The following is a 19,990-nucleotide window of genomic DNA, read 5'->3' as shown; positions in this document are numbered from 1 at the left end:
AGGAGGTAACGAGAGAAGTTATGAAAATAAATTTTCCGAATATTTCTGAGCACAGCAAATATGCTCAATCGTTTGCCAGATTACAGATTTCACCTAAAAAATTTGTCTCAACTGAACAAGATCCAGTTAAATCAGTTGATATTGATGAAGGAGAACATTATCTGGTCTGCGTTGAGCACGGCATTAGAAAAATTGGCATACTGCCTGCGGATACCCAAATATTACTAAAAAGAGATCTTGATACCAGTGCTCCATGGGAAGCTTCTCAAAAAGTACTGGAAAAAGCAGAACCAGCCTCACAGCAGCCCAGTGTTTCCGGAGAACAAAGTCCTGTAAAAACACCTTCACCAGCAGAAAATGAGAAGTTAAATCCATGGTTTATTAAAGGAATGGCAGGGAAACTTTTAACCAGAAAGATTTTGGTCATCGAAGAACCATTTCAACTTAAACCTACAGTAGGGGAATTGGCAATATATTTAGGAATGATCAGCGATCAAAAAGAATTACCACGATTTGCTAAAAATACAAAAGTGCTTACAGAAACATCGGATGGATCACTTGCAATGGCTGCTAAAGTGATTACTGATCAACCTTATAATCGGTATTCTGAGGTAACAATTTTAAAGAGCAGTACGACAACAGATAAAATAATTACTTTGAATACTCCTCTTAAGCGTACATTAGCGGACATTGCTATCGATGTGATCATCACAAAATATCATGACGCTGTTGCATACAAAAAGGAACTAGCCCGATGGTTGCCAAATCACCCATTAGTTGCCTACATGGAACAGTTGGTAGCTTTAACCACTAAAATTCCTGATTATAAACCTTTGGAGGATGAAGCAAACAGTAAAACCAATCAACAAAAAAGAGCAATTATCAATTATATAGAAAAAATCAAACAACCATTAATAAATTTGCTTATGGAGCATTATCATCTGCGTTTTATTGAAGCGCACACACCAGAGGAAGATATCCATGAAGCGATTGATTATTATCAAAGAACAACCAGCAATTCTGTTCTCGACCTGGTTCAGCTTGATGAGGAATTGTTAAAGCCACACGGTATTGAAACCTTTCTTGATATTCACGCCTTCTTCAAGACACCTTTAATGAATATGAATAAAAGAAATAATTTCAAACATAAAATACGAACGCCTGAGGAAGCTGAAAATTTCACAAAATTGGCGAATTTATCTATTGACCTGGTTTATGAAATAAGCAGATTTATTGAGCTTGAAGTGATTCGGACCGATTCTTGACCCATCGTACTTTCGATTTGACCGCTGCCCTGAAAAAACTTTTGGTTGGAACTCTCTATTAATTTGCAAAGCCAGCATCCGCTGGCTTTAACATCAAAAAGATAGTAAAAAATCAAGACTCAATGACTCTTGTCAATACTTAACAACGCTGCCCTAAGCTTACCGGGTTCCAATGGTGGCCGTATAAACCCGTGATAGTGTCCTTGCGGATTAATCAAGGCCAGGTTGGCACCATGATCCACCAGATAAAACTCATCCTCAGGGTCAACCACCGGGGTGAACGGGACATTCATCTGAACCGCCAGGTTATAAATACTGGCAACTTCTCCTGTGATTCCTGTGAAGTCCTTATTAAAGTAGGGCACATAGCCTTTCAGCTTGTCAGGGGTGTCTCTTCGTGGGTCCACCGTCACCATCAGGTACTGCATCTCTTTCGCAAGAACCGGCGACTTCTCCTTGAGCAGTGCGTCCAGCTTATTTAACTGACTGAGCGTTGCCGGGCAGATATCAGGGCAGAAGGTGAAGCCAAAATAGACCAGGCTCCAGCGCCCCTTAAGATTTTCTGCGACAAATGGCTGGCCGTTATGGTCAACCAGCCCATCCATGGTGAAAGCCCTGGGTGTTTCAAATACCACCGCCCCCATCTGTTGCAGCTGCTCTTTGGATAACGCTGGCTTGTTGATGAATTTATTCGCCGTCACCCCGAGCACGACAGCAACGGCTGCCAGTAAAATAGTGACCGTCTTTTTCACCCCTTTACTCCTTTCTGTGTCCACAGGGACTCCTTACACCCAGAGATAAAATGAATAGTGGTCCACCAGTAACACCACAAACAGCAGCATCAAATAGGTAATTGAAAACCTGAAGGTCTTGATGGCAGCATGAGGTCTGCTGTCACGCAGCAGAACAATGGACCAGTATAAAAAGCGTGCTCCCATAATGGTTGCACCCACCAGATAGATCACCCCACTCATACCCGTCAGGAATGGTAGCAAGGTGACCATAAACATGATGATGGTATAGAGCAGAATATGAAGTTTGGTGTAAGCCTCACCATGGGTAACTGGCAACATGGGAACATCCGCTTTGGCATACTCCTCCTTGCGATGGATCGCCAGGGCCCAGAAGTGAGGCGGCGTCCAGGCAAAAATAATCAGTACCAGCAAAAGGCCATGGCCTTCAAACTGTCCGGCCACGGCAGTCCAGCCGAGCAGGGGAGGAGCCGCCCCAGCCAAACCACCAATAACAATATTCTGTGGCGTTGCCCGTTTCAGAATCAGTGTATACACCACCGCATAGCCCATCAGGGATGCAAATGTTAACCAGGCGGTCAGAGGGTTAACCAGCACAAACAGCATGGCCATTCCCAGTGAACCAATAATAAAGGCAAAAATGACCGCCTGGAGCGGTTCAACCCGACCGGTGGCCACCGGACGATTATGGGTTCTCGCCATCACCGTATCGATCTGTCGGTCAACCACATGATTGATCACCGCTGCGGCACCGGCACAGAGAGCAATCCCCAGGTTGCCAAAAAACAGAATATCCAGAGGTACCCAGCCAGGTGTTGCCAGGTACATACCAATAACCGACGTTAAGATCATCAGCGCGACCACCTTCGGCTTGGTCAGCTCAAGATAATCCTTCCAGTGGGCACTCCCTGCCGGTAATACATTACTTTGACTCATGCTCAGCCCTCTATTTCCTGCAAATCCTGCAAACTGTTGTTCAAACCACTTTTCTTAAGAGCACCACCGAATAAGAAGTAGTTATAGGCCACCAGTGATAATAACAACAAGGCACCACCGAGATTATGGGCTACGGCAATACTCAACGGCAGGCTCCAGATGATATTGCTCAGGCCAAGACCCACCTGGACCGTCAACATGACCATAACCAGCAGCATCAGTTTTCGAACCGTTGAACCTATAGAACCACCAACCCTGAAAGATACCTTGAGCGCAATAAGCATTTGCAACGTCAGAAATATCACTATAAGTATCGCCCCCGCTCTGTGGGCAAAATGTATGGCGGTTCTGGCCTCAGCATGCAACTGCCCACCCAGATAATTCGGACCGATGTCCTGCCCGACATCGAACCCTTCTGCAAAATTCATGGGTGGCAGCCATTGCCCCTGACACATTGGCAGGTCAGGGCAGGCAAGGGCTGCATAGTTGGAGCTGGTCCAACCACCCAGACTGACCTGACCAACCACCAGTACCAGACTGAATACCGCCAGCCACCTCAGGAACAGGAACGGCTTTTCCGGCACCTTTTCTCGATGCGCGCCGGACAACCTCAACGTCAAGAGAAACAACAAACTGAAGGTGGCAAAACCGCCCAGCAAATGAGCAGTCACAACCTGGGGCCATAGTTTTAACGTGACGGTCCACATACCAAAAGCGGCCTGCAGAGTAATCAGTGCAAGGATCAGAATGGGCAGCTTGAACGGCTGACCCGGCTCACGCCGGTTTCTGAATGCCTGAATAACAATCATCAGCACCAGGAGCATCAGGGTGCCAGCCACATAACGGTGGATCATCTCTGCCCAACCCTTATCAACTTCAACCGGAGCCTCCGGAAAGAGTGACTCGGCATGGGCAATCTCCTGCTGAGTATCCGGCACGGTCAGAAAACCATAACAGCCGGGCCAGTCAGGACAGCCAAGCCCGGCATGTACCAGCCTGGTATAGGCCCCCACACCAACGACAATGCTTGCCAGCAGCGTTGCGATCAGCGCCAGATAAAATCCTTTTTTCTTCATTGCCACCCCAGTGAGTTGACTACCCATTACCAACCCTTTTTTTAACCAAAAAATACCACATTAAACAAAAACCAATGACTAAATAATCATTTAGTACCCATTAACCGATATTGGATGCTTTCAGCAGCTTTTGCAGATCTTTCAGCACATCACCACCAGGCTGATCAACCCGATATCCCATAATCAGATTACCCAGTGGATCAATGATAAAAATACGGTTCTCTGGCCAGTGCTTCAGGCCAAGTGCGGTTTGCACATGGTTTTTGTCCGCGTTCAGCCAGTAAATTCCCGGATGTTCCGTTTCAAGTTCTGAGGAGGGCACCGGTTTTTCCGGAGCAATATAAAACCGGGTCACTCGTTCAGACTCTTTTCCCAGGGCAATATGCACCTGACGGGTTTTGTACAGGCTTGCGACACAATCAGACTCTTCACAACGGGCACTGCCAAACACCACCACGCGCCAGAGGCCCTCTGTTGCTGAGGCATCTACACTCTTTTCACCGTCCTGAAGATGCAGCGCGGCAAACTGGGCCGGTGGTAATAAAAGCTCGCCTTTATTGGTTCTTCCTTCTGGTATCCATGCCCCGGTAAAGTACATCATCCAGGCCAACCCCATGGCCATGGATGGGATCAGAATGACAAGGGCAAGCTGCAGCCGGTTCTTATTCGTGGTTGTCTTGGTCATGATCACCTCACACGTCATGCTTGTTCTTAAGTAGTTAGCCGAATGGAATCATATTTTCTGGCTAAGTGGGCAGTTACTATGCAAGGCACAACGTAGGGAGCATAGCCGTAGCTATGTGACCGTAGTTGTAACGCCGCAGAGTGACTGTCCACTTAGTCAGAAAATATGATTTCATTTGGTTAACTACTTATGGTTCTTACCTGAGCGAATCATCTGGAACCCATACAACAAGAGCAGGACCAGTGCCATGGCAAACCATTGAAAGGCGTAGCCCAGGTGCTTCTCTGATTTCAGATTAATCACCGTTGGGCGCATCTGTTCAGCACCCGGCTGACCGGCTCTGAGCACCATGTAGAAATCCGGCATCGTGCTCTCTATGGCTTCGGATATTTTTAGTGAGTCAAACGCCTGGATGCGTTTCGGCCAACCATCTTCCCAGATGTCTTCCGCCAGCATAAAAGGTTTACCCAGGGGCTTATACGCAAAGCCGGTCAGTATCAGATGCTCCGGATCTGTCATCACCTCCGGCAGCCGTTCCCGATCACCTGCGACAATCCACCCCCGGTCAATCAGCAACCATGCTCCGTCATCGGTCAGAAACGGCATAAACAGCTCATACCCGGCCTCGCCCTGGAAAACCTGATTATCCAAAAGAAAGTAGCGATCCGGGTCAAACCGGCCGCTCACCGTAAAAGGGAGAAACAAAGGATCTTCGTGGCGTTGAACCTGGGAAAGTGGCAGCGGCTCAAGAGTATGGCGAGACTCATAAGCCTGCTCCAGCATCAACTTTTGCTCGTAACGTGATAGCTGCCAGAAGCCCAGACTCACCAGTACCGGCAGGGTGGCAATCACTAACAGGGTCAACTTCAATCTGAATCCAAACATCAAGTGAACGGTCTTTCTATGCTATTGTGTCCCAGAAAGTGCGGAAAATACTGAGTTCATCTCAGGAGTTTGCCTTGTGGATAACTTTCTTGAGCCAGGAATATGTGGATAAAACTCGTCGTTATTGTTCTTTTTATTGCCGTGGTTATCAGTCTGGGTACCGGCTTTTATTTTTTGCTGACTGAGAAAAAGAGTTCGCCCAAGCTGCTGAACTCCCTGAAAGTTCGTATCGGTCTCACTGTTTTGATTATGGTGATTATTGTCGCCGCCTGGCTTCATGGGGATATCCACAGCCAGGCACCCTGGTTGTATCGATAACCGTTAAATCAGATAAACGAAAATAAACAGTCCAACCCATACCACATCTACAAAGTGCCAGTACCAGCTGGCGGCCTCAAAGGCAAAATGGTTATCCGCCTCAAAATGCCCCTGAAAAACCCGCACCAGCATCACCGCCAGCATAATGGCTCCCAGGGTTACATGAGCACCGTGAAAACCGGTCAAGAGGAAGAAGGTTGAGCCATAAATACCAGCACTGAGGGTCAACCCCAGTTCGTTATAGGCTTCAATGTACTCTTCAACCTGGAAAAACAGGAATGCGGTGCCGAGTACCAGTGTCAGGATCAACCACAGTTTTATCTTGTAGCGGTCATTAGCGCGCAGTGCGTGGTGGGCCAGTGTCAGTGTGATACTGGAAGCAACCAGCAGAAGGGTGTTCAACAGCGGCAGGTGAAAGGGATCCACAACATCGGCAGCGCCAACAAAAAGGTCGTTGTCCGGATTCACCATCAGCGGCCAGCTCGCAGTAAAATCTGGCCAGAGCATTTCGTGAGTCATCGCCCCTTCACCCTCACCGGCGAGCCAGGGAACGGCCAGAACCCGAACATAAAACAGGGTTCCAAACAGTGCGGCAAAGAACATCACTTCGGAAAAAATAAACCAGAACATTCCCCAGCGGAATGTTCGGTCCATCTGCGCACTGTAAAGTCCGGACCGGGACTCCTGAATGACATTGCCGAACCAGCCAAACAGCATCCAGGCCATAATCAGGCCACCGGCATAAAACACATAATGTGCACTAGAGTCCTTAACACCGGCGCTCATGTCATTCATCATCATGCCGGCCCCCAGAAGGGTCAGAAAAAGTCCAATAGACGCAATGATTGGCCATTTACTCTGGGCCGGAACGTAGTAGGTACCTTCGGTAGCCATAATACTTTCTTTCACCTCTCCTGATCTGACAGGGAGTACGCCTTTTCTCCCGAACAATCTTCTTTAGAAAATAAAGCTCAAAACATTCAGTTCAAATGGGTTACATCAAACAGCGTATAAGACAAGGTTAGCTTTTTTATATGCTTCGGCAGATCCTGATCGACGATAATCCGCAGTGGCATCACCTTTTCTTCCCATGGCTGCAACGTCTGTGTGGTAAAACAAAAACACTCGACCTTATGCAGAAAGTTGGTGGCTTCAAATGGAGTCACACTGGGAATGGCCTGGCCCACTATGGTTTTACCCGTGGGGTTTTTCGCAACAAAGTTGAGCAGGCCCGGTTCGCCGGGATGCACAGTGACCTGGGGAGTGCTGGGGTAAAAGTCCCAGCTCATGCCCGCATTCTTCGTGGCCACAAACTGCACCTTGATATCGCGGCTGGTATCCACTTTGGCTTCCGCTGCCTTGTACATATATGGGTCAGGATCCGTCTTGCCGTTCAGGCCAGTCACCTGACAGAACACGTTGTACAGTGGCACCATGGCAAAACCAAAACCGAACATGCCACAAGCTACGAGTATGGAGCGAATGACAGTACGGCGAGTTGAATGCTCAATGGCCTCAGGCTGCTCTCTATCCTGTTCACTCATACAGACTCCTGTCGTTTACTTTACATCCGGTGGTGTGGTGAAGGTGTGATAGGGCGCTGGTGATGGCACACTCCACTCTAACCCTTCAGAACCTTCCCAGGGCTTGGCCTCAGCTTTTGCTCCCCCCCTGATGCATTTAATCACGATAAACAGGAACAGGAGCTGCGTGGTTCCAAACATAAAACCACCAATACTGGCCATTTCATTGAAGTTGGCAAACTGCAGTGCGTAGTCCGGAATCCTGCGTGGCATGCCAGCCAGCCCGACAAAGTGCATTGGGAAGAATGTCAGGTTCATCCCGATAAAGGACATCCAGAAATGCACTTTGGCCAGCGTCTCGTCATACATATAGCCAGTCCATTTTGGCAGCCAGTAGTAGCAGGCAGCATAGATGGCAAAAATTGCTCCCGGCACCAGTACATAGTGGAAATGAGCCACCACGAAATAGGTGTCGTGATATTGGAAGTCAGCAGGGGCAATTGACAGCATCAGTCCAGAGAAACCACCAATGGTAAAGAGCACCACAAACGCCGTGGAGAAGAGCATCGGGGTTTCAAAGGTCATGGAACCACGGAACATGGTGGTCACCCAGTTGAATATCTTCACCCCGGTGGGTACCGCAATCAGCATGGTGGCGTACATAAAAAACAGCTCGCCAATCAGCGGGATGCCCACCGTAAACATGTGGTGCGCCCAGACAATAAACGACAGAAAGGCAATACTGGCGGTGGCGTACACCATGGAGGTATAGCCAAACAGGGGCTTGCGGGCAAATGCAGGAATAATGGCGGAGACAATCCCGAAGGAGGGGAGAATCATGATGTAAACTTCCGGATGCCCGAAGAACCAGAAAATATGCTGGAACAGTACCGGATCACCACCACCACCGGCATTGAAGAAACTGGTACCGAAATGGATATCCATCAACATCATGGTTACTGCACCCGCCAGCACCGGCATTACCGCAATCAGCAGATAAGCCGTGATCAGCCAGGTCCAGACAAACATGGGCATTTTCATCATGGTCATCCCCGGAGCCCTGAGGTTCAGGATGGTCGCGATGATATTAATCGCACCCATGATGGAAGAGATACCGAGCATGTGGATGGCAAAGATGAAAAATGTTGTTGAAGGCGGTGCATAGTCTGTTGATAGTGGCGCATAGAAGGTCCAGCCGAAGTTGGGGCCACCACCTTCCATAAACAAGGTGCTCACCAGCATCACGGCAGCAAAGGGCAGAATCCAGAAGCTCCAGTTGTTCATCCGGGGCATGGCCATATCCGGTGCTCCGATCATCATGGGAATCATCCAGTTAGCCAACCCGACAAAAGCCGGCATAACGGCACCGAATACCATGATCAAACCGTGCATCGTGGTCATCTGGTTGAAAAAAGCCGGTTCGACAATCTGCAGTCCGGGCTGGAACAGTTCAGCCCGGATGATCATGGCCATGGCCCCACCGGTCAGAAACATAATGAAGCTGAACCACAGGTACATGGAGCCAATGTCTTTGTGGTTGGTGGTCAGAACCCAACGCATCAATCCTTTGGCAGGCCCGTGATGGTGCTCCTGATCCAGGGAAGAAGCAGTATCTGTTACCGAAGTCATATCTACTCTCCTTACAGGCTCGCCTGCTGGTTATCTGGCATGGTCTGCTTGGCTGGATCTTCTACGTATTCGCCAGTTTTCTTGTACTCCACAATCTCTTTAGGGGTCACCATTTCACCGGTGTCATTGCCCCAGGCATTCCGCTCATAGGTGATCACGGCAGCAAGGTCCACCTCACTTAACTGGCCGGCAAAGGCCTGCATTGCCGACCCCTTTTTACCATTCATAACGATATCGACATGTGCTCCGATCTGATCCGCTTCAGTGGCCATCGGGCTGCCTTTCAGCGCCGGGAAGATCGGCGGCATGCCGGCACCGTTGGGCTGGTGACATACAGCGCAAGCCTTGGTGTAGGCTTGCTCACCTCTGTCCATCAATTCCGCCATGGTCCATGTTTTATCGGTCAACTCACGCTCTTTGCCCGCTGCGGTTTTTTTCGCCTGCAGCCAGGCGTCATAGTCTTCCTGAGACTTGGCCTCAACCACAATGGGCATATAGCCATGATCCTTACCACACAGTTCGGCACACTGCCCACGGTAAGTACCGGGTACTTCAATATTGGTCCAGGCTTCGTTGATAAATCCGGGAATGGCGTCACGCTTGACTGCCAGGGCAGGCACCCACCAGGAATGAATAACGTCAGCAGCGGTCACCAGAAAGCGAACCTTTTTATCCACAGGAATCACCAGCGGCTCATCCACTTCAAGAAGATAGTTGGGGTTCTTGTCCCGAACATTCCGGATCTGTTCCCGGGGTGTACTTAGGTTACTGAAAAAAGAGACATCTTCTCCGACATACTCATACTGCCACTTCCATTGATAGCCGGTAATTTTGATATCAATATCGGCCTCGTCAGTATTGTAGATTTCCACCAGCGTTTTGGTCGCCGGAATGGCCATCAGCACCAGTATCAGAAAAGGAATGGATGTCCATACAATCTCAACCAGTGTGCTTTCATGGAACTGGTGAGCTACTGCGCCCTTGGATTTACGGTGCTTGAAAATGGAATAAAACATGACGCCAAAGACAATCAGGCCGATCACGACACAGATCATCAATATGGTCATGTGGAGTCCGTAGATATTCCGGCTGACCGCCGTCACACCTTCGGTCATATTGACTTCCCATGCAGCACGGCTACTACCCGTTACAACCAGTCCCGCAAGAAGAAGAAAGAGAGATTTCGCCTGCTGCATCATTATTCCCTTACATCCCCTGACTATCCGCTGATCGCAGCGGAAACTTCTTATTATTATTGTGCAGATTTGTTGTGCTGCTTTACTTCTCAGAGGTGCGACTGCCAACGGAGCAGTTTTTCGTCCGGTTGCCTGTGTCACGATACTGACCTTTCCAATGGTCTTGTGTTGTTACCAACGTTCATCGTCTCCACCCCATGATAAAGCCCGTTTGTGTCATTTACGCAGGTAAACCACAGATGGTTTATTGAGAGGAAGCGAGATTACTTATAATTATCTGATCTGAAAAACCCCACTACATCTATTCAAGAGCAGATATGCAATCAGTATTGAGACCAAAACAAACTGCTTAACAAACACATAACTGCAAATCCAACACCTCACGCCATAAAATGCTATAGCAAATCATTCAAAGCAGAACACTCTAGGTCTGACAATAATCGTTATAGAGTATAGTTCTAAAAAACCATTAAACAACATGCTGAAAGAAAATGAAATCGCCAATTTTAAAATACTATAAATGTCGTTTAATAGATTTCTGACATTTCCTATATCACGCCTGTAAAGGGCTGTAATTAAACAATATTTTATTCAGGTTCTATGGTGCAAAAAATTATGACCAAGACATTCTGTTGTAACTAAAGGCAATCCCCTCTGCAAAAATCAGAGAAGCAGTAAGTCTAACCAGGCTCTATCACCCTTTATAAACAGGGTTCGACGTTGCCTCTTTGGGATCTTATGGAATCAAACGTTAAGCCACCTGCAAAAATGACTGTGTTACGACATTTTCTCCTTCTGTCTCATAAACATTTTGAAGCGCTCATACATTTCCCAGTTTTCAATAACACTGTATTGACAGTTGTCGCAGACCGTTACACAACCGGCTTTTAATATGCCATAGTGGCACGTTTTAATGGGTTTACTCAGCTCCCTTTTCAGCCAATACCTTATAATCTTTATTTCATCCAGGCTCCAGCCATCACGCAGGGGCATGCACTCCTTGTTAAAAAATTCGTGAAATTCTTCGTCGTCTTTGCTCCAGAGAATGCTCAGGGGAATATTATTTTTAACAATAAAGTCGTTAACGTCTTCACACTCTTCGTCATTCACGAATGCCCACAAATAATTAATACGCTCATGTTTAGCCAGGATCATTGCACTGTGGAACCGGGCCAGTGCCTGATACTCTTCGGGAGCGAACAACTCTTTACCAGACCAGTCTTTGTTCAGGAACTCAGTCAGTTCTGCAGGCAACTTTGCTAATATTGAATCAGCCAGTGACTTTGTTTCATCCTCAGTAGGGCCATCTTCTCTCTTTCCGTCTATCCATCGTTTTCTCAAAAATTCAGTTATGTTAAATTCAAGCCTGTTTTTAAGTTTTTCCGGGTTGATCTCCAAATCGAGACCGGGAGCGCGTCCGAGGTGAGAATTACAGGGATAAACAAGTAATAAATCATTTTCCTGAAACTTTACCTTAGGTTGTTCTGGCTTTATTTTTACGGCACAAGACGTTAGAGCAGTGATCAGATGTTCATCCACCGACTGCTCTGGACTTCCTGCGCAGACCTGTTGATTGGGAATATAGCGTGCACAGGCAGGAGCCTCATAAACTGACCCATTGGATCCACCAGTGGCAATAATTGGACAATTGTCTGATTCGGGCATAAGTACAGGGGGCGGAACAGTGGAACTTGCTAACGGAGGCATAGCAATTCATATCCTTTAATTTGATAATCGGATTCTATCGATTTATCCGAACGGGTGGATTAATTTATTTCTGTCGATCCGGCAGTGACCAGAGACTTGCCATCTTTAATCATCAGTTACAGCAATCATTCACCCTGACTCATCAGCATTTTAATGCGTCCGTATGATTTCCAGTTTTCAGTAATACGGTAAATGCATTCATCACAAACCGTCACACAGTCGGCTTTGAATATACCATAATGGCACGTTTTAATGTATTCGTTCATCCGTTCAGCTTCAGGATAATCCTGACACCGCTTCAGTTCCTCATTCAACCAATGCTGAGTGAGTTCTAGTTCTATTTCGTCTTCTTCGTCCTCGCTCCAGCCAGTACGCAAGGGTAAGCACTCCTTTCTAAAAAATTCGTTAAATTCATCTTCCTCTTTTTCACTCCGGTATTCCAAATCTTCATCTTCAAGCAAAATAATTGCGCTGTGGAACCTCGCCAAGGCTTGATACTCATCGGGAGCAAACCACTCTTTATCGGACCAGTCTTTGTTCAGGAACTCAGTTAGTTCTGCAGGCAACCTTGCTAATATTGAATCAGCCAGTGATTTTTTTTCCTCCTGAGTAGCAAGACCTTTTCTCTTTCCACTTATCCAACGTTCTCTCAAAAATCCAGTTATGTGATAATCAAGCCTGTTTTTAAGTTCTTCTGGATTGATCTTCAAATCAAGAGTGGGTGTTGTGACTCTCCTCACAGAATTACAAGGATAAACGAGTAATAAATCATTTTCCTGAAACTTTGTCGGTGGTTGTTCAGGCCCTGCTTTCACGACACAAGACGTTTGAGTAGTTATTTGACGTTTATCCAGTGGGCGCTCTGGGCACTCTGTGGAATCAGGAAGATGGTGTAAAGAGGCAGGAATCTCCTGAACTTTACCATTCGACTCAGCAGATGCAATAGCTTGAGGGCTGTCTGATTTGACCAGAGGTAAATGTGGCCGAACAGGAAAATTTACTGATGAATACATAAGTACTTATTTCCTCTAGTTTGGCTCAAAGACACCACTTTTTCGGCAAACCAGTGGCAGTCTATGACAATTTTTCCAACTGGCTCTCAAGGTTTTTAATGCGATTATATGCAGCCTGTTTTTCATGCATGCAGTAACTATTGTCGCAGATTGGCACACAACCAGCTTTTAATTGGCCATAATGACAATAGTAGCGCTTCTCGCGATCTCGGTCAGGATACTTCTGAAAACTTCCCAATTCGCGTTTCAGCCACTCCTCAATATACTGCACTTCGTCTTCGCTCCAGCCTTTGCGCAGAGGCAAGCACTCCTTTATCAAAAATTTTTTAAATTCACTGCACTTTTCGTACCCGTAACTTGGGTATTCCCAACCTTGTTCTTCACATACCTCGTAATCCATAAGATCGTCTTCATTGAAAAAAATGAATGCAAAGTGGAACTTCGCCAGAGCTTGAAACTCCTCGGGGACAAACCAGTCTCTACCAGACCAGTCTTTGTTCAGGAACTCATATAACGCTGCAGGCAACCTTGTTAATATTGAATCCGCTAATGACTGTTCTTCTTCCCGGGTGGGTTCATCTTCGATCTGATCACATACCCAACGATAATCCAATATGTCATGGATATGCCGTCTAAGAGCATCTTTCAGTTTTCCGGGATTTACGTGAAAATCCAAGCTTGGGTAGTTAGAAAAACCTTTCGGGTAAACCAGCAATATATCATTTTCCTGAAACTTCGTCGGTGATATGCCAAGCTCTGTTTTTACGCCACCAGGCTTAACAGCAGTAATTTGTTGTTCATCCAGCGAGTGCTCTGGACGCTCCCCGGAATCAGGCAGTTGCCGTGAACAGGAGGCTGTTATCTGAACGTTGCTATTGAATGCAGTTGCCATAGCAACTTCACTGACCTCTGGTTCAGACGGTGGTAAAGGTATTGGCTGAGCATTGGAATTTGCTAACGGAGGCATAGCTCTACAGACCCTTTAGTTAATTTGAGGCCATAGATTACAGTCAGACAAAATTGACGAACTCCCTCGCTTATCGTTTCGCGATCATTGGATTAATTTAACAACAGATAGTTCCCGCTTGTTGAAGCATTTTTCTATTGATCATCCTGAGCCTTCAGGAAATACTGCAAGCTCTGCACTAACACTCCTTACCACAAAAGCAACTGCGCAGCCCCGCTTATCTGCGAGGCTGGTGTGAAGCTTTTACACCCAGCCGATCTTTTGAGAATTTCCGTAGTAAAGCACCCAATTATTAGATTCCAGACACCCCTGAGATGCCTCTGGGAAAAGCTGGCATGGCATATATTGTGTGCCATTTTTTTGACTGCACAACAGATTCCAAAATTTAGAAAAACCCTTATTTTGCAGTGTTTTTTATGTAATTTTTTATTTATAAAAATATTGAAATATATGAAAAAGGAATATTTAACATCTCTTGTTTTATGGTTGGTACTATGGTTTTTTAAACATCTACCAGACAGCCATTGCCAGTCATTCCTGCTGGCACGAATGGATGAACACAGGGGGTCAATATGGATGTACAGGCAATCCGACAGTTAATCATTCAGGTCAAAGAGCTGGAAGCGCAAAGCAGATATCTGCAAAAGCTTATCAGTGATCGGATTGAACAATTACATCGTACGATTGAGCTGCCTGATGACAATGCCTGTGAGACATTGCTGATCTTTACGATGGATTATATTGACCATGTGCCGGACTTTCTGGAAGCGCTTAATGAAGCCTCACGGCAAGTGGGTATTCACCGGTTTATCTCACCATTTCTGGATATTGCTGAAGAAAACTTTATGGCGGCCAAGACCCGGGACCAACCCGTCTCCGGGCTCGATTTATTGCTTGATAAAGCCTATTTTGCCCATCGGCTTATTGAAGAAGTAAACGACCAATATCTTGTAAAAACCGGATCAACGCTCATCCCCATGAATATGACCTGGGCGAACCTGATTGTTCATTCAATATTGGGGGAAAAGTTTGCCAATGCGCTGGATGTGATTGTGGATAAAACGGTGGATCAGATGATGCGCTCGCAAGCCATTTATCATGAAGAGAAATTCAGGGAGTTTATCCATGATCGCAGTGCTGAGGAGTGGATCAGGATCTGGTCACGCTGGAACTGCCTTTCCAATAACCTGGGTATTGAGCTTAAATTTACTGCTTCGGCCTGAATCCGTCAGCCTGATGAACTTTAATTTTATTTCACTGTCAAAAGGAGTATTAATCAGAAAATTTATAGGCAGGAGTTTTAAACAGTGAATACAGTCTCTCCGGTTTGTCATTATCCCTGAATGCTCATGTGTCAACGCAGCGCAAACACTGCCTCTTTTGCCGGACATACCCTGATGGCGTTATCAGTTGGTAAAGCTCTTTTTGATGTGTGCAGCAGCTATCGGAAATTCCAGCAAAATCAATTGACTGCCAGTGATTGTGTGAACCTCGCGGCCAGTACAATCTTTAATGCTTCTGTTTTTGCCTTTGCTTATACAGTTACCCCATTGCTTGGCAATTTTACCTGCCATCTGACCAGTGGGCAGTGTGGTAGCGACAATCAGATTTATAACCACATGGAAATTGAAGGCAAAAACAGTAAGATCTGTTTCTTCAATACTGATAATCACTCTACGGTCCCGGTATCCTGACAACAACTGAGTTCTTCGTTTGCAATATCAATCATTGTCGATCGGACTGATTCACTGGGAATGGGAGTTGTAACTCCGGAAGGTACCTGTATTTGATCAAGCTCGTCAGTACCGGATAGCCGAACCACGGGGTCTGATCTCTCTACAACTCTGTTCCTGATAAAGAAATTGTTTTTTACAATTTTGATGCCTGTAAGTAAGCCTAAGGTTGAACCAACAAGGCCTCCAAAAATAGCACCATCTATCGCACCTTTTGCAGCTACTTCTATTCCCAGGTCACCTTCCAGGAAAAAACCCACTCCACCTCCAATGCCTCCTCCCAGAACACCGTTAATGCCACGCATTAATGCTGTATTTCCATTACCCGAATGAACAACCACTGAACTTGTTGCACCACCAGCCATACCGCCTACTACGGCTCCTGCCATACCACCAGCTATAGCCCCGGCAATACCACCAGAAACACAGCCTGCAATGGCCCCAACAGCTGCACCCACTGAGGTATGTTCTACTACCAGCATCAGGCTTCTGAAAACGTCTAACCTTGTGACCTGAAGCCCACGAAACGTGCAGCATTTCTTCTCAAGATTGAAACACTGCCGGGAGGCCTGTAAACACAGCGCTTCTTCAGGACTCACGGATACCGGTGCTGGTGGTAACATATAAACTGAACTTTCCCCCGGTTGTTGCCGGGCAGCTCTGGTTGGTTTTCAAAATCCGATTATTTCACACAGTAAGGTAGACCATCATTAATGTACCCTCACTGCTTTTTTACAGGTGGATCATCAACAAATCGAATGATGTCGGTATGATCTTCCAGAATGCTCTCTTCCCGGGCAATACGGGCCTCTGGCAAATTCCCCTCCAGCCTCGGGTTCACTTCCATCTCATCACTGAAGCCGCATTCCACGCATTCCCGGTAATCCCGCTCAGTCTCACTGCGGAACATTCGAACTGAATCCATTGTGCCGCAGGAAGGACATACCGCTCCTGCAATAAAGCGCTTGGTTTTCATGGCTCTTAATCCCTGACTGATGTGACAGTTATACGCAACAGAAAGCACCTCAAGCTCTCTGCTGCGTATTTATTTCAAATAGCCGTCAGTTAACGGCAAAACTTATCATGGTTGGGGCAAAATAACTGCAAAGCCCAAGCCATTAAGCTGTTTGAATACCGCTGTGTCGCAGCAGCGCATCAATCTCTGGCGCTCGGCCGCGGAAGTTGACAAACAGCTCCATAGGTTCAGCAGAACCGCCTTTTTCAAGCACCTCATGGAGGAAGGACTCACCGGTTTCCCGGTTAAAAATTCCTTCTTCCTCAAAGCGTGAAAACGCGTCAGCGGATAATACCTCGGCCCATTTATAGCTGTAATAGCCCGCAGCATAACCACCGGCAAAGATATGGCTGAAGCTGTTCTGAAAACGGTTGAAAGATGGCGGCATCACCACTGCGACCTGCTTGCGCACCTGATCAAGCACGGACTGAACATCGATGTTATCCCGATATTCCTTGTGCAGTTTGAAGTCAAAGAGTGAAAACTCCAGCTGTCTGACCATCATCATGGCAGACTGGAAGTTTTTTGCCGCCAGCAATTTATTCAGCATCGCTTCCGGCAGCGACTCGCCGGTTTCAAAATGACCGGAGATAATGGCCAGCCCTTCCTTCTCCCAGCACCAGTTCTCCATAAACTGACTGGGCAGTTCGACAGCATCCCAGGCAACGCCACTGATGCCGGAAATCGCCGCATAATCCACTTTGGTCAGCATGTGGTGCAAACCATGACCAAACTCATGGAACAGGGTCACCACTTCGTCGTGGGTTAACAGTGCTGGTTTATCGCCCACCGGCGGTGTGAAGTTACAGGTCAGGTAGGCCACCGGCAGTTGTAACTTGCCATCCTGTTTCCAGCGGGAACGGCAGACATCCATCCAGGCACCGCCACGCTTATGCTCCCTGGCATAAAGGTCCAGGTAAAAGCGACCGATCACCTCGCCTTTTCTGGTGATGTTGAAAAAGCGAACATCTTTATGCCAGGTATCCACATTATCCAAAGTGGCAAATTCAACGCCATAGAGTCGATTGACCACGTCAAACATTCCGGCAATGGCTTTTTCCGCCGGGAACCATGGGCGCAGTTCTTCCTGGGAAATGGCGTAGCGCTGCTGCCGGAGTTTCTCGCCATAATAGCCAACATCCCAGGCTTCAAGGTCTTCAACGCCGTACTCTGCTTTGGCAAACGCTTTCAGTTCCGCCAGCTCCTGCTCCGCCTGAGGCTTGCTTTTTGCCGCCAGGTCTTGCAGAAACTCAATGACTTTATCCGGAGACTCCGCCATCTTGGTGGCCAGGGAGTATTCAGCGTAGTTCTCAAAGCCCAGTAACAGGGCCAGTTCATGGCGTAGTTTCAGGATCTGCCTGATGTTGTCCGTGTTATCAAACTCCCCGGCATTGGGCCCCTGGTCAGAGGCGCGGGTAGAGAAGGCGGTGTAAACCTCTTTCCTGAGTTCCCGGTTATCGCAATAGGTCATCACCGGAAAGTAGCTTGGAAAATCCAGATTTAACAACCAGCCGGCTTTCTCTTTTGACTCGGCCAGCTGCTTTGCCCCGGCCAAGGCAGACTCGGGTAATCCGGCCAGCTCTGATTCATCAGTAATCAGCTTGCTCCAGGCCATGGTGGCGTCCAGAACATTGTCAGAGAATTTGCTGGTCAGTTCCGACAGCTGCTTTTTGATCTCGCCGTAACGGGCTTTCTGCTCATCTTCCAGGGCAACACCGGCTAAACGAAAATCCCTGAGGTTATCGTTAATCACTTTCTGCTGTGCGCTGTCCAGCTGGTTAAATTCTTCAGAATCAGCCAGGGACTGGTAAGCCTCAAACAACTGACGATTCTGGCCAAGACGGGTAGAGTATTCAGATAGCAATGGCAAACAGTCATTGTAAGCGTCCCGCAGTGCTTCACTGTTGACCACCGCGTTCATATGGCCAACCGGTGACCATGCCTGCCCCAACCGGTCATCTAACTGATCCAGAGGCTCCTGCAAAGAGTGCCATCCAGTACCGGCACCGGAAGCCAGTAGCGCGGCAAGTGCCTTTTCATTATCAGCAATAATGGATTCAATGGCGGGTTTTACATGTTCAGGCAGAATTTTGGAAAATGGGGGAAGTTCACTGGATTCCAGTAGCGGGTTAGTCATAAGACAGCTCTCTATACTTTTTCATGGTAATTATTGGTAATAGATGGGTGCGTCACCCGGTGAATTCAAGCAGAATCCGGTCAATGCACTACCCATTATTTGCATCCACTGAGGCAGAAACACCAGAGGAGCCCTGCTCAATGAGTCAAGCCATCCGAAGCTTCAATCATAAAATGCCAGTTCTTGGCGAAAGGGTCTATATCGACGAGAGTTCAGTTGTGCTTGGCGATGTCACGATCGGGAATGACAGCTCTGTATGGCCAACGGCGGTGATTCGTGGCGATATGCATTCAATCCGTATTGGCGACAGAACCAGCATACAGGACGGTTCCGTTCTGCACATTACCCATGCCAGTGATTACAACCCGGATGGCCATCCATTGACCATTGGTGATGATGTAACGGTAGGGCATAAAGCGGTTTTGCATGGTTGTACCATCAATAACCGGTGTCTGATTGGTATTGGTGCCATTATTCTGGATGGTGCCGTGGTGGAAGAGGAAGTCATTGTCGCAGCCGGTTGTCTGGTACCGCCTGGCAAGCGTCTTGAGAGTGGCTTTGTCTACAAGGGAAACCCGGCCCAAAAAACACGGGAACTGTCGGAAAAAGAACGCAGTTTCTTCCAATACACCGCTGGGAACTATGTCAAGCTGAAAGATAGCTATCTTGAAAATCAGGCTCTTGATAAACAGGCTCTTGATAAACAGTAGAAGGGCTGAATCCAGCCCTTGAGCCAGTCCTTAATACCACTTAAAAATCATAACGTTAATTACTCTCCCTGCATTTTTTAATCATCCTTATGACTAAAGTAGAAATGACGCTCAGACTGGTCATAACTAATCTGAATTTATCAATACAAGCTATGACTGTTTTCAAGCACTGAGAAAAGGAATTTAATATGAGCCAACTTTACAATGTGAGCCAGGAAAACAACCCTATCTATAGACAAGCCGAGATAGCCGATGCGGCATTAGACGACGCTCAATTAAGGGAAGCCAGGAAAGCCGCCGATTTGCACCACACCAAGCTCCAGTTGGAAGAAATCATTGATCTTGATGGCAATGGTGATGGCAGGAGCAACGATTCCCGTCTACTGACTATCCTTGCCCGCCAAAGAGTCTTAGGCTGATTTATTGCGCTGCATATCACACCG

The 19,990-nt window shown here is 47.2% G+C and carries 21 protein-coding genes; 5 read left to right on the top strand and 16 right to left on the bottom strand.

All coding sequences use genetic code 11. The features are described 5' to 3' along the window. Nucleotides 1-20: 20 nt before the first annotated feature. A complete protein-coding gene (locus J7439_RS03155) occupies nt 21-1,265 on the top strand; it encodes a hypothetical protein (RefSeq protein ID WP_209200351.1) in 1,245 nt (414 codons plus the stop codon). A 119-nt stretch (nt 1,266-1,384) separates the two neighbouring features. Here J7439_RS03155 and J7439_RS03150 read toward each other — a convergent pair whose 3' ends face one another. From J7439_RS03150 to J7439_RS03130, 5 genes are all read right to left on the bottom strand, one after another. Next, nucleotides 1,385-2,041 carry an SCO family protein gene (locus J7439_RS03150; RefSeq protein ID WP_209200349.1) on the bottom strand — a complete coding sequence of 219 codons (657 nt, stop codon included), beginning with the start codon at nt 2,039-2,041 and terminating at the stop codon, nt 1,385-1,387. Nucleotides 2,042-2,050: 9 nt separating this feature from the next. Next, the gene (cyoE, locus tag J7439_RS03145; protein WP_209200343.1) at nt 2,051-2,953 is read right to left on the bottom strand and encodes a heme o synthase; all 903 of its coding nucleotides are present in this window, start codon (nt 2,951-2,953) and stop codon (nt 2,051-2,053) included. A gap of 2 nt (nt 2,954-2,955) precedes the next feature. Continuing rightward, nucleotides 2,956-4,029 (bottom strand): COX15/CtaA family protein, encoded by a 1,074-nt coding sequence (locus J7439_RS03140; RefSeq protein WP_209275902.1) that lies wholly within the window; start codon nt 4,027-4,029, stop codon nt 2,956-2,958. A 100-nt stretch (nt 4,030-4,129) separates the two neighbouring features. Further along, on the bottom strand, nt 4,130-4,714 hold the full coding sequence (locus J7439_RS03135) for a redox-active disulfide-containing membrane protein (RefSeq protein ID WP_209200339.1): 585 nt from the start codon (nt 4,712-4,714) through the stop codon (nt 4,130-4,132). A gap of 183 nt (nt 4,715-4,897) precedes the next feature. Next, nucleotides 4,898-5,599 carry an SURF1 family protein gene (locus J7439_RS03130; RefSeq protein WP_209200337.1) on the bottom strand — a complete coding sequence of 234 codons (702 nt, stop codon included), beginning with the start codon at nt 5,597-5,599 and terminating at the stop codon, nt 4,898-4,900. Between the two features lie 102 nt (nt 5,600-5,701). Here J7439_RS03130 and J7439_RS03125 point away from each other — a divergent pair, with 102 nt between their 5' ends. Continuing rightward, nucleotides 5,702-5,917 (top strand): DUF2909 domain-containing protein, encoded by a 216-nt coding sequence (locus J7439_RS03125; protein ID WP_209200335.1) that lies wholly within the window; start codon nt 5,702-5,704, stop codon nt 5,915-5,917. Between the two features lie 3 nt (nt 5,918-5,920). Here J7439_RS03125 and J7439_RS03120 read toward each other — a convergent pair whose 3' ends face one another. From J7439_RS03120 to J7439_RS03090, 7 genes are all read right to left on the bottom strand, one after another. Next, nucleotides 5,921-6,811, bottom strand: a complete 891-nt coding sequence (locus J7439_RS03120; protein ID WP_209200333.1) for a cytochrome c oxidase subunit 3 — start codon at nt 6,809-6,811, stop codon at nt 5,921-5,923. Between the two features lie 86 nt (nt 6,812-6,897). Beyond that, a complete protein-coding gene (locus tag J7439_RS03115; RefSeq protein ID WP_101745352.1) occupies nt 6,898-7,461 on the bottom strand; it encodes a cytochrome c oxidase assembly protein in 564 nt (187 codons plus the stop codon). 15 nt (nt 7,462-7,476) lie between these two features. After that, on the bottom strand, nt 7,477-9,069 hold the full coding sequence (ctaD, locus tag J7439_RS03110; protein ID WP_101745353.1) for a cytochrome c oxidase subunit I: 1,593 nt from the start codon (nt 9,067-9,069) through the stop codon (nt 7,477-7,479). An 11-nt stretch (nt 9,070-9,080) separates the two neighbouring features. After that, a complete protein-coding gene (coxB, locus tag J7439_RS03105; RefSeq protein ID WP_209200326.1) occupies nt 9,081-10,268 on the bottom strand; it encodes a cytochrome c oxidase subunit II in 1,188 nt (395 codons plus the stop codon). A gap of 774 nt (nt 10,269-11,042) precedes the next feature. Then, nucleotides 11,043-11,930, bottom strand: coding sequence for a hypothetical protein (locus tag J7439_RS03100; protein ID WP_209200313.1), 888 nt, complete (start codon nt 11,928-11,930; stop codon nt 11,043-11,045). A 167-nt stretch (nt 11,931-12,097) separates the two neighbouring features. Continuing rightward, complete coding sequence (locus J7439_RS03095; RefSeq protein ID WP_209200306.1) at nt 12,098-12,985, bottom strand: hypothetical protein; 888 nt, start codon at nt 12,983-12,985, stop codon at nt 12,098-12,100. Between the two features lie 61 nt (nt 12,986-13,046). Next, nucleotides 13,047-13,952, bottom strand: a complete 906-nt coding sequence (locus J7439_RS03090; RefSeq protein WP_209200304.1) for a hypothetical protein — start codon at nt 13,950-13,952, stop codon at nt 13,047-13,049. A gap of 572 nt (nt 13,953-14,524) precedes the next feature. Here J7439_RS03090 and J7439_RS03085 point away from each other — a divergent pair. Continuing rightward, entirely contained in the window at nt 14,525-15,175 is a 651-nt protein-coding gene (locus J7439_RS03085) for a hypothetical protein (protein ID WP_209200302.1), read from the top strand. A gap of 183 nt (nt 15,176-15,358) precedes the next feature. Here J7439_RS03085 and J7439_RS03080 read toward each other — a convergent pair whose 3' ends face one another. From J7439_RS03080 to prlC, 4 genes are all read right to left on the bottom strand, one after another. Further along, nucleotides 15,359-15,625, bottom strand: a complete 267-nt coding sequence (locus J7439_RS03080; protein ID WP_209200300.1) for a hypothetical protein — start codon at nt 15,623-15,625, stop codon at nt 15,359-15,361. Next, on the bottom strand, nt 15,622-16,167 hold the full coding sequence (locus tag J7439_RS03075; protein ID WP_209200299.1) for a hypothetical protein: 546 nt from the start codon (nt 16,165-16,167) through the stop codon (nt 15,622-15,624). Before J7439_RS03075 ends, J7439_RS03080 begins: the two co-directional genes overlap by 4 nt. 239 nt (nt 16,168-16,406) lie before the next feature. After that, nucleotides 16,407-16,661: a YheV family putative zinc ribbon protein gene (locus J7439_RS03070; RefSeq protein WP_101745358.1), complete on the bottom strand. Its 255-nt coding sequence runs from the start codon at nt 16,659-16,661 to the stop codon at nt 16,407-16,409. A 142-nt stretch (nt 16,662-16,803) separates the two neighbouring features. Beyond that, the gene (prlC, locus tag J7439_RS03065) at nt 16,804-18,837 is read right to left on the bottom strand and encodes an oligopeptidase A (RefSeq protein WP_209200297.1); all 2,034 of its coding nucleotides are present in this window, start codon (nt 18,835-18,837) and stop codon (nt 16,804-16,806) included. A gap of 140 nt (nt 18,838-18,977) precedes the next feature. On the opposite strand from prlC, the gene J7439_RS03060 reads away from it, so the two are divergent. Further along, a complete protein-coding gene (locus J7439_RS03060) occupies nt 18,978-19,547 on the top strand; it encodes a gamma carbonic anhydrase family protein (RefSeq protein ID WP_209200462.1) in 570 nt (189 codons plus the stop codon). 188 nt (nt 19,548-19,735) lie between these two features. Continuing rightward, entirely contained in the window at nt 19,736-19,966 is a 231-nt protein-coding gene (locus J7439_RS03055) for a hypothetical protein (protein WP_209200295.1), read from the top strand. The last annotated feature ends 24 nt before the right edge of the window (nt 19,967-19,990 follow it).

It is taken from the genome of Salinisphaera sp. G21_0 (assembly GCF_017744115.1).
In the GTDB taxonomy this organism is placed as follows: domain Bacteria; phylum Pseudomonadota; class Gammaproteobacteria; order Pseudomonadales; family Endozoicomonadaceae; genus Endozoicomonas.
Note: the sequence above shows the minus strand (reverse complement) of the source record. Positions and strands in the feature narration are given on the sequence as shown.

Coding starts and splice junctions, on each gene's coding strand:
- J7439_RS03155 (WP_209200351.1), top strand. CDS start 21: ATGAAAATAAATTTTCCGAATATTTCTGAGCACAGCAAATATGCTCAA.
- cyoE (WP_209200343.1), bottom strand. CDS start 2,953: ATGAGTCAAAGTAATGTATTACCGGCAGGGAGTGCCCACTGGAAGGAT.
- J7439_RS03140 (WP_209275902.1), bottom strand. CDS start 4,029: ATGAAGAAAAAAGGATTTTATCTGGCGCTGATCGCAACGCTGCTGGCA.
- J7439_RS03135 (WP_209200339.1), bottom strand. CDS start 4,714: ATGACCAAGACAACCACGAATAAGAACCGGCTGCAGCTTGCCCTTGTC.
- J7439_RS03130 (WP_209200337.1), bottom strand. CDS start 5,599: ATGTTTGGATTCAGATTGAAGTTGACCCTGTTAGTGATTGCCACCCTG.
- J7439_RS03125 (WP_209200335.1), top strand. CDS start 5,702: ATGTGGATAAAACTCGTCGTTATTGTTCTTTTTATTGCCGTGGTTATC.
- J7439_RS03120 (WP_209200333.1), bottom strand. CDS start 6,811: ATGGCTACCGAAGGTACCTACTACGTTCCGGCCCAGAGTAAATGGCCA.
- J7439_RS03115 (WP_101745352.1), bottom strand. CDS start 7,461: ATGAGTGAACAGGATAGAGAGCAGCCTGAGGCCATTGAGCATTCAACT.
- ctaD (WP_101745353.1), bottom strand. CDS start 9,069: ATGACTTCGGTAACAGATACTGCTTCTTCCCTGGATCAGGAGCACCAT.
- coxB (WP_209200326.1), bottom strand. CDS start 10,268: ATGATGCAGCAGGCGAAATCTCTCTTTCTTCTTCTTGCGGGACTGGTT.
- J7439_RS03100 (WP_209200313.1), bottom strand. CDS start 11,930: ATGCCCGAATCAGACAATTGTCCAATTATTGCCACTGGTGGATCCAAT.
- J7439_RS03095 (WP_209200306.1), bottom strand. CDS start 12,985: ATGTATTCATCAGTAAATTTTCCTGTTCGGCCACATTTACCTCTGGTC.
- J7439_RS03090 (WP_209200304.1), bottom strand. CDS start 13,952: ATGCCTCCGTTAGCAAATTCCAATGCTCAGCCAATACCTTTACCACCG.
- J7439_RS03085 (WP_209200302.1), top strand. CDS start 14,525: ATGGATGTACAGGCAATCCGACAGTTAATCATTCAGGTCAAAGAGCTG.
- J7439_RS03075 (WP_209200299.1), bottom strand. CDS start 16,167: ATGCTGGTAGTAGAACATACCTCAGTGGGTGCAGCTGTTGGGGCCATT.
- J7439_RS03070 (WP_101745358.1), bottom strand. CDS start 16,661: ATGAAAACCAAGCGCTTTATTGCAGGAGCGGTATGTCCTTCCTGCGGC.
- prlC (WP_209200297.1), bottom strand. CDS start 18,837: ATGACTAACCCGCTACTGGAATCCAGTGAACTTCCCCCATTTTCCAAA.
- J7439_RS03060 (WP_209200462.1), top strand. CDS start 18,978: ATGAGTCAAGCCATCCGAAGCTTCAATCATAAAATGCCAGTTCTTGGC.
- J7439_RS03055 (WP_209200295.1), top strand. CDS start 19,736: ATGAGCCAACTTTACAATGTGAGCCAGGAAAACAACCCTATCTATAGA.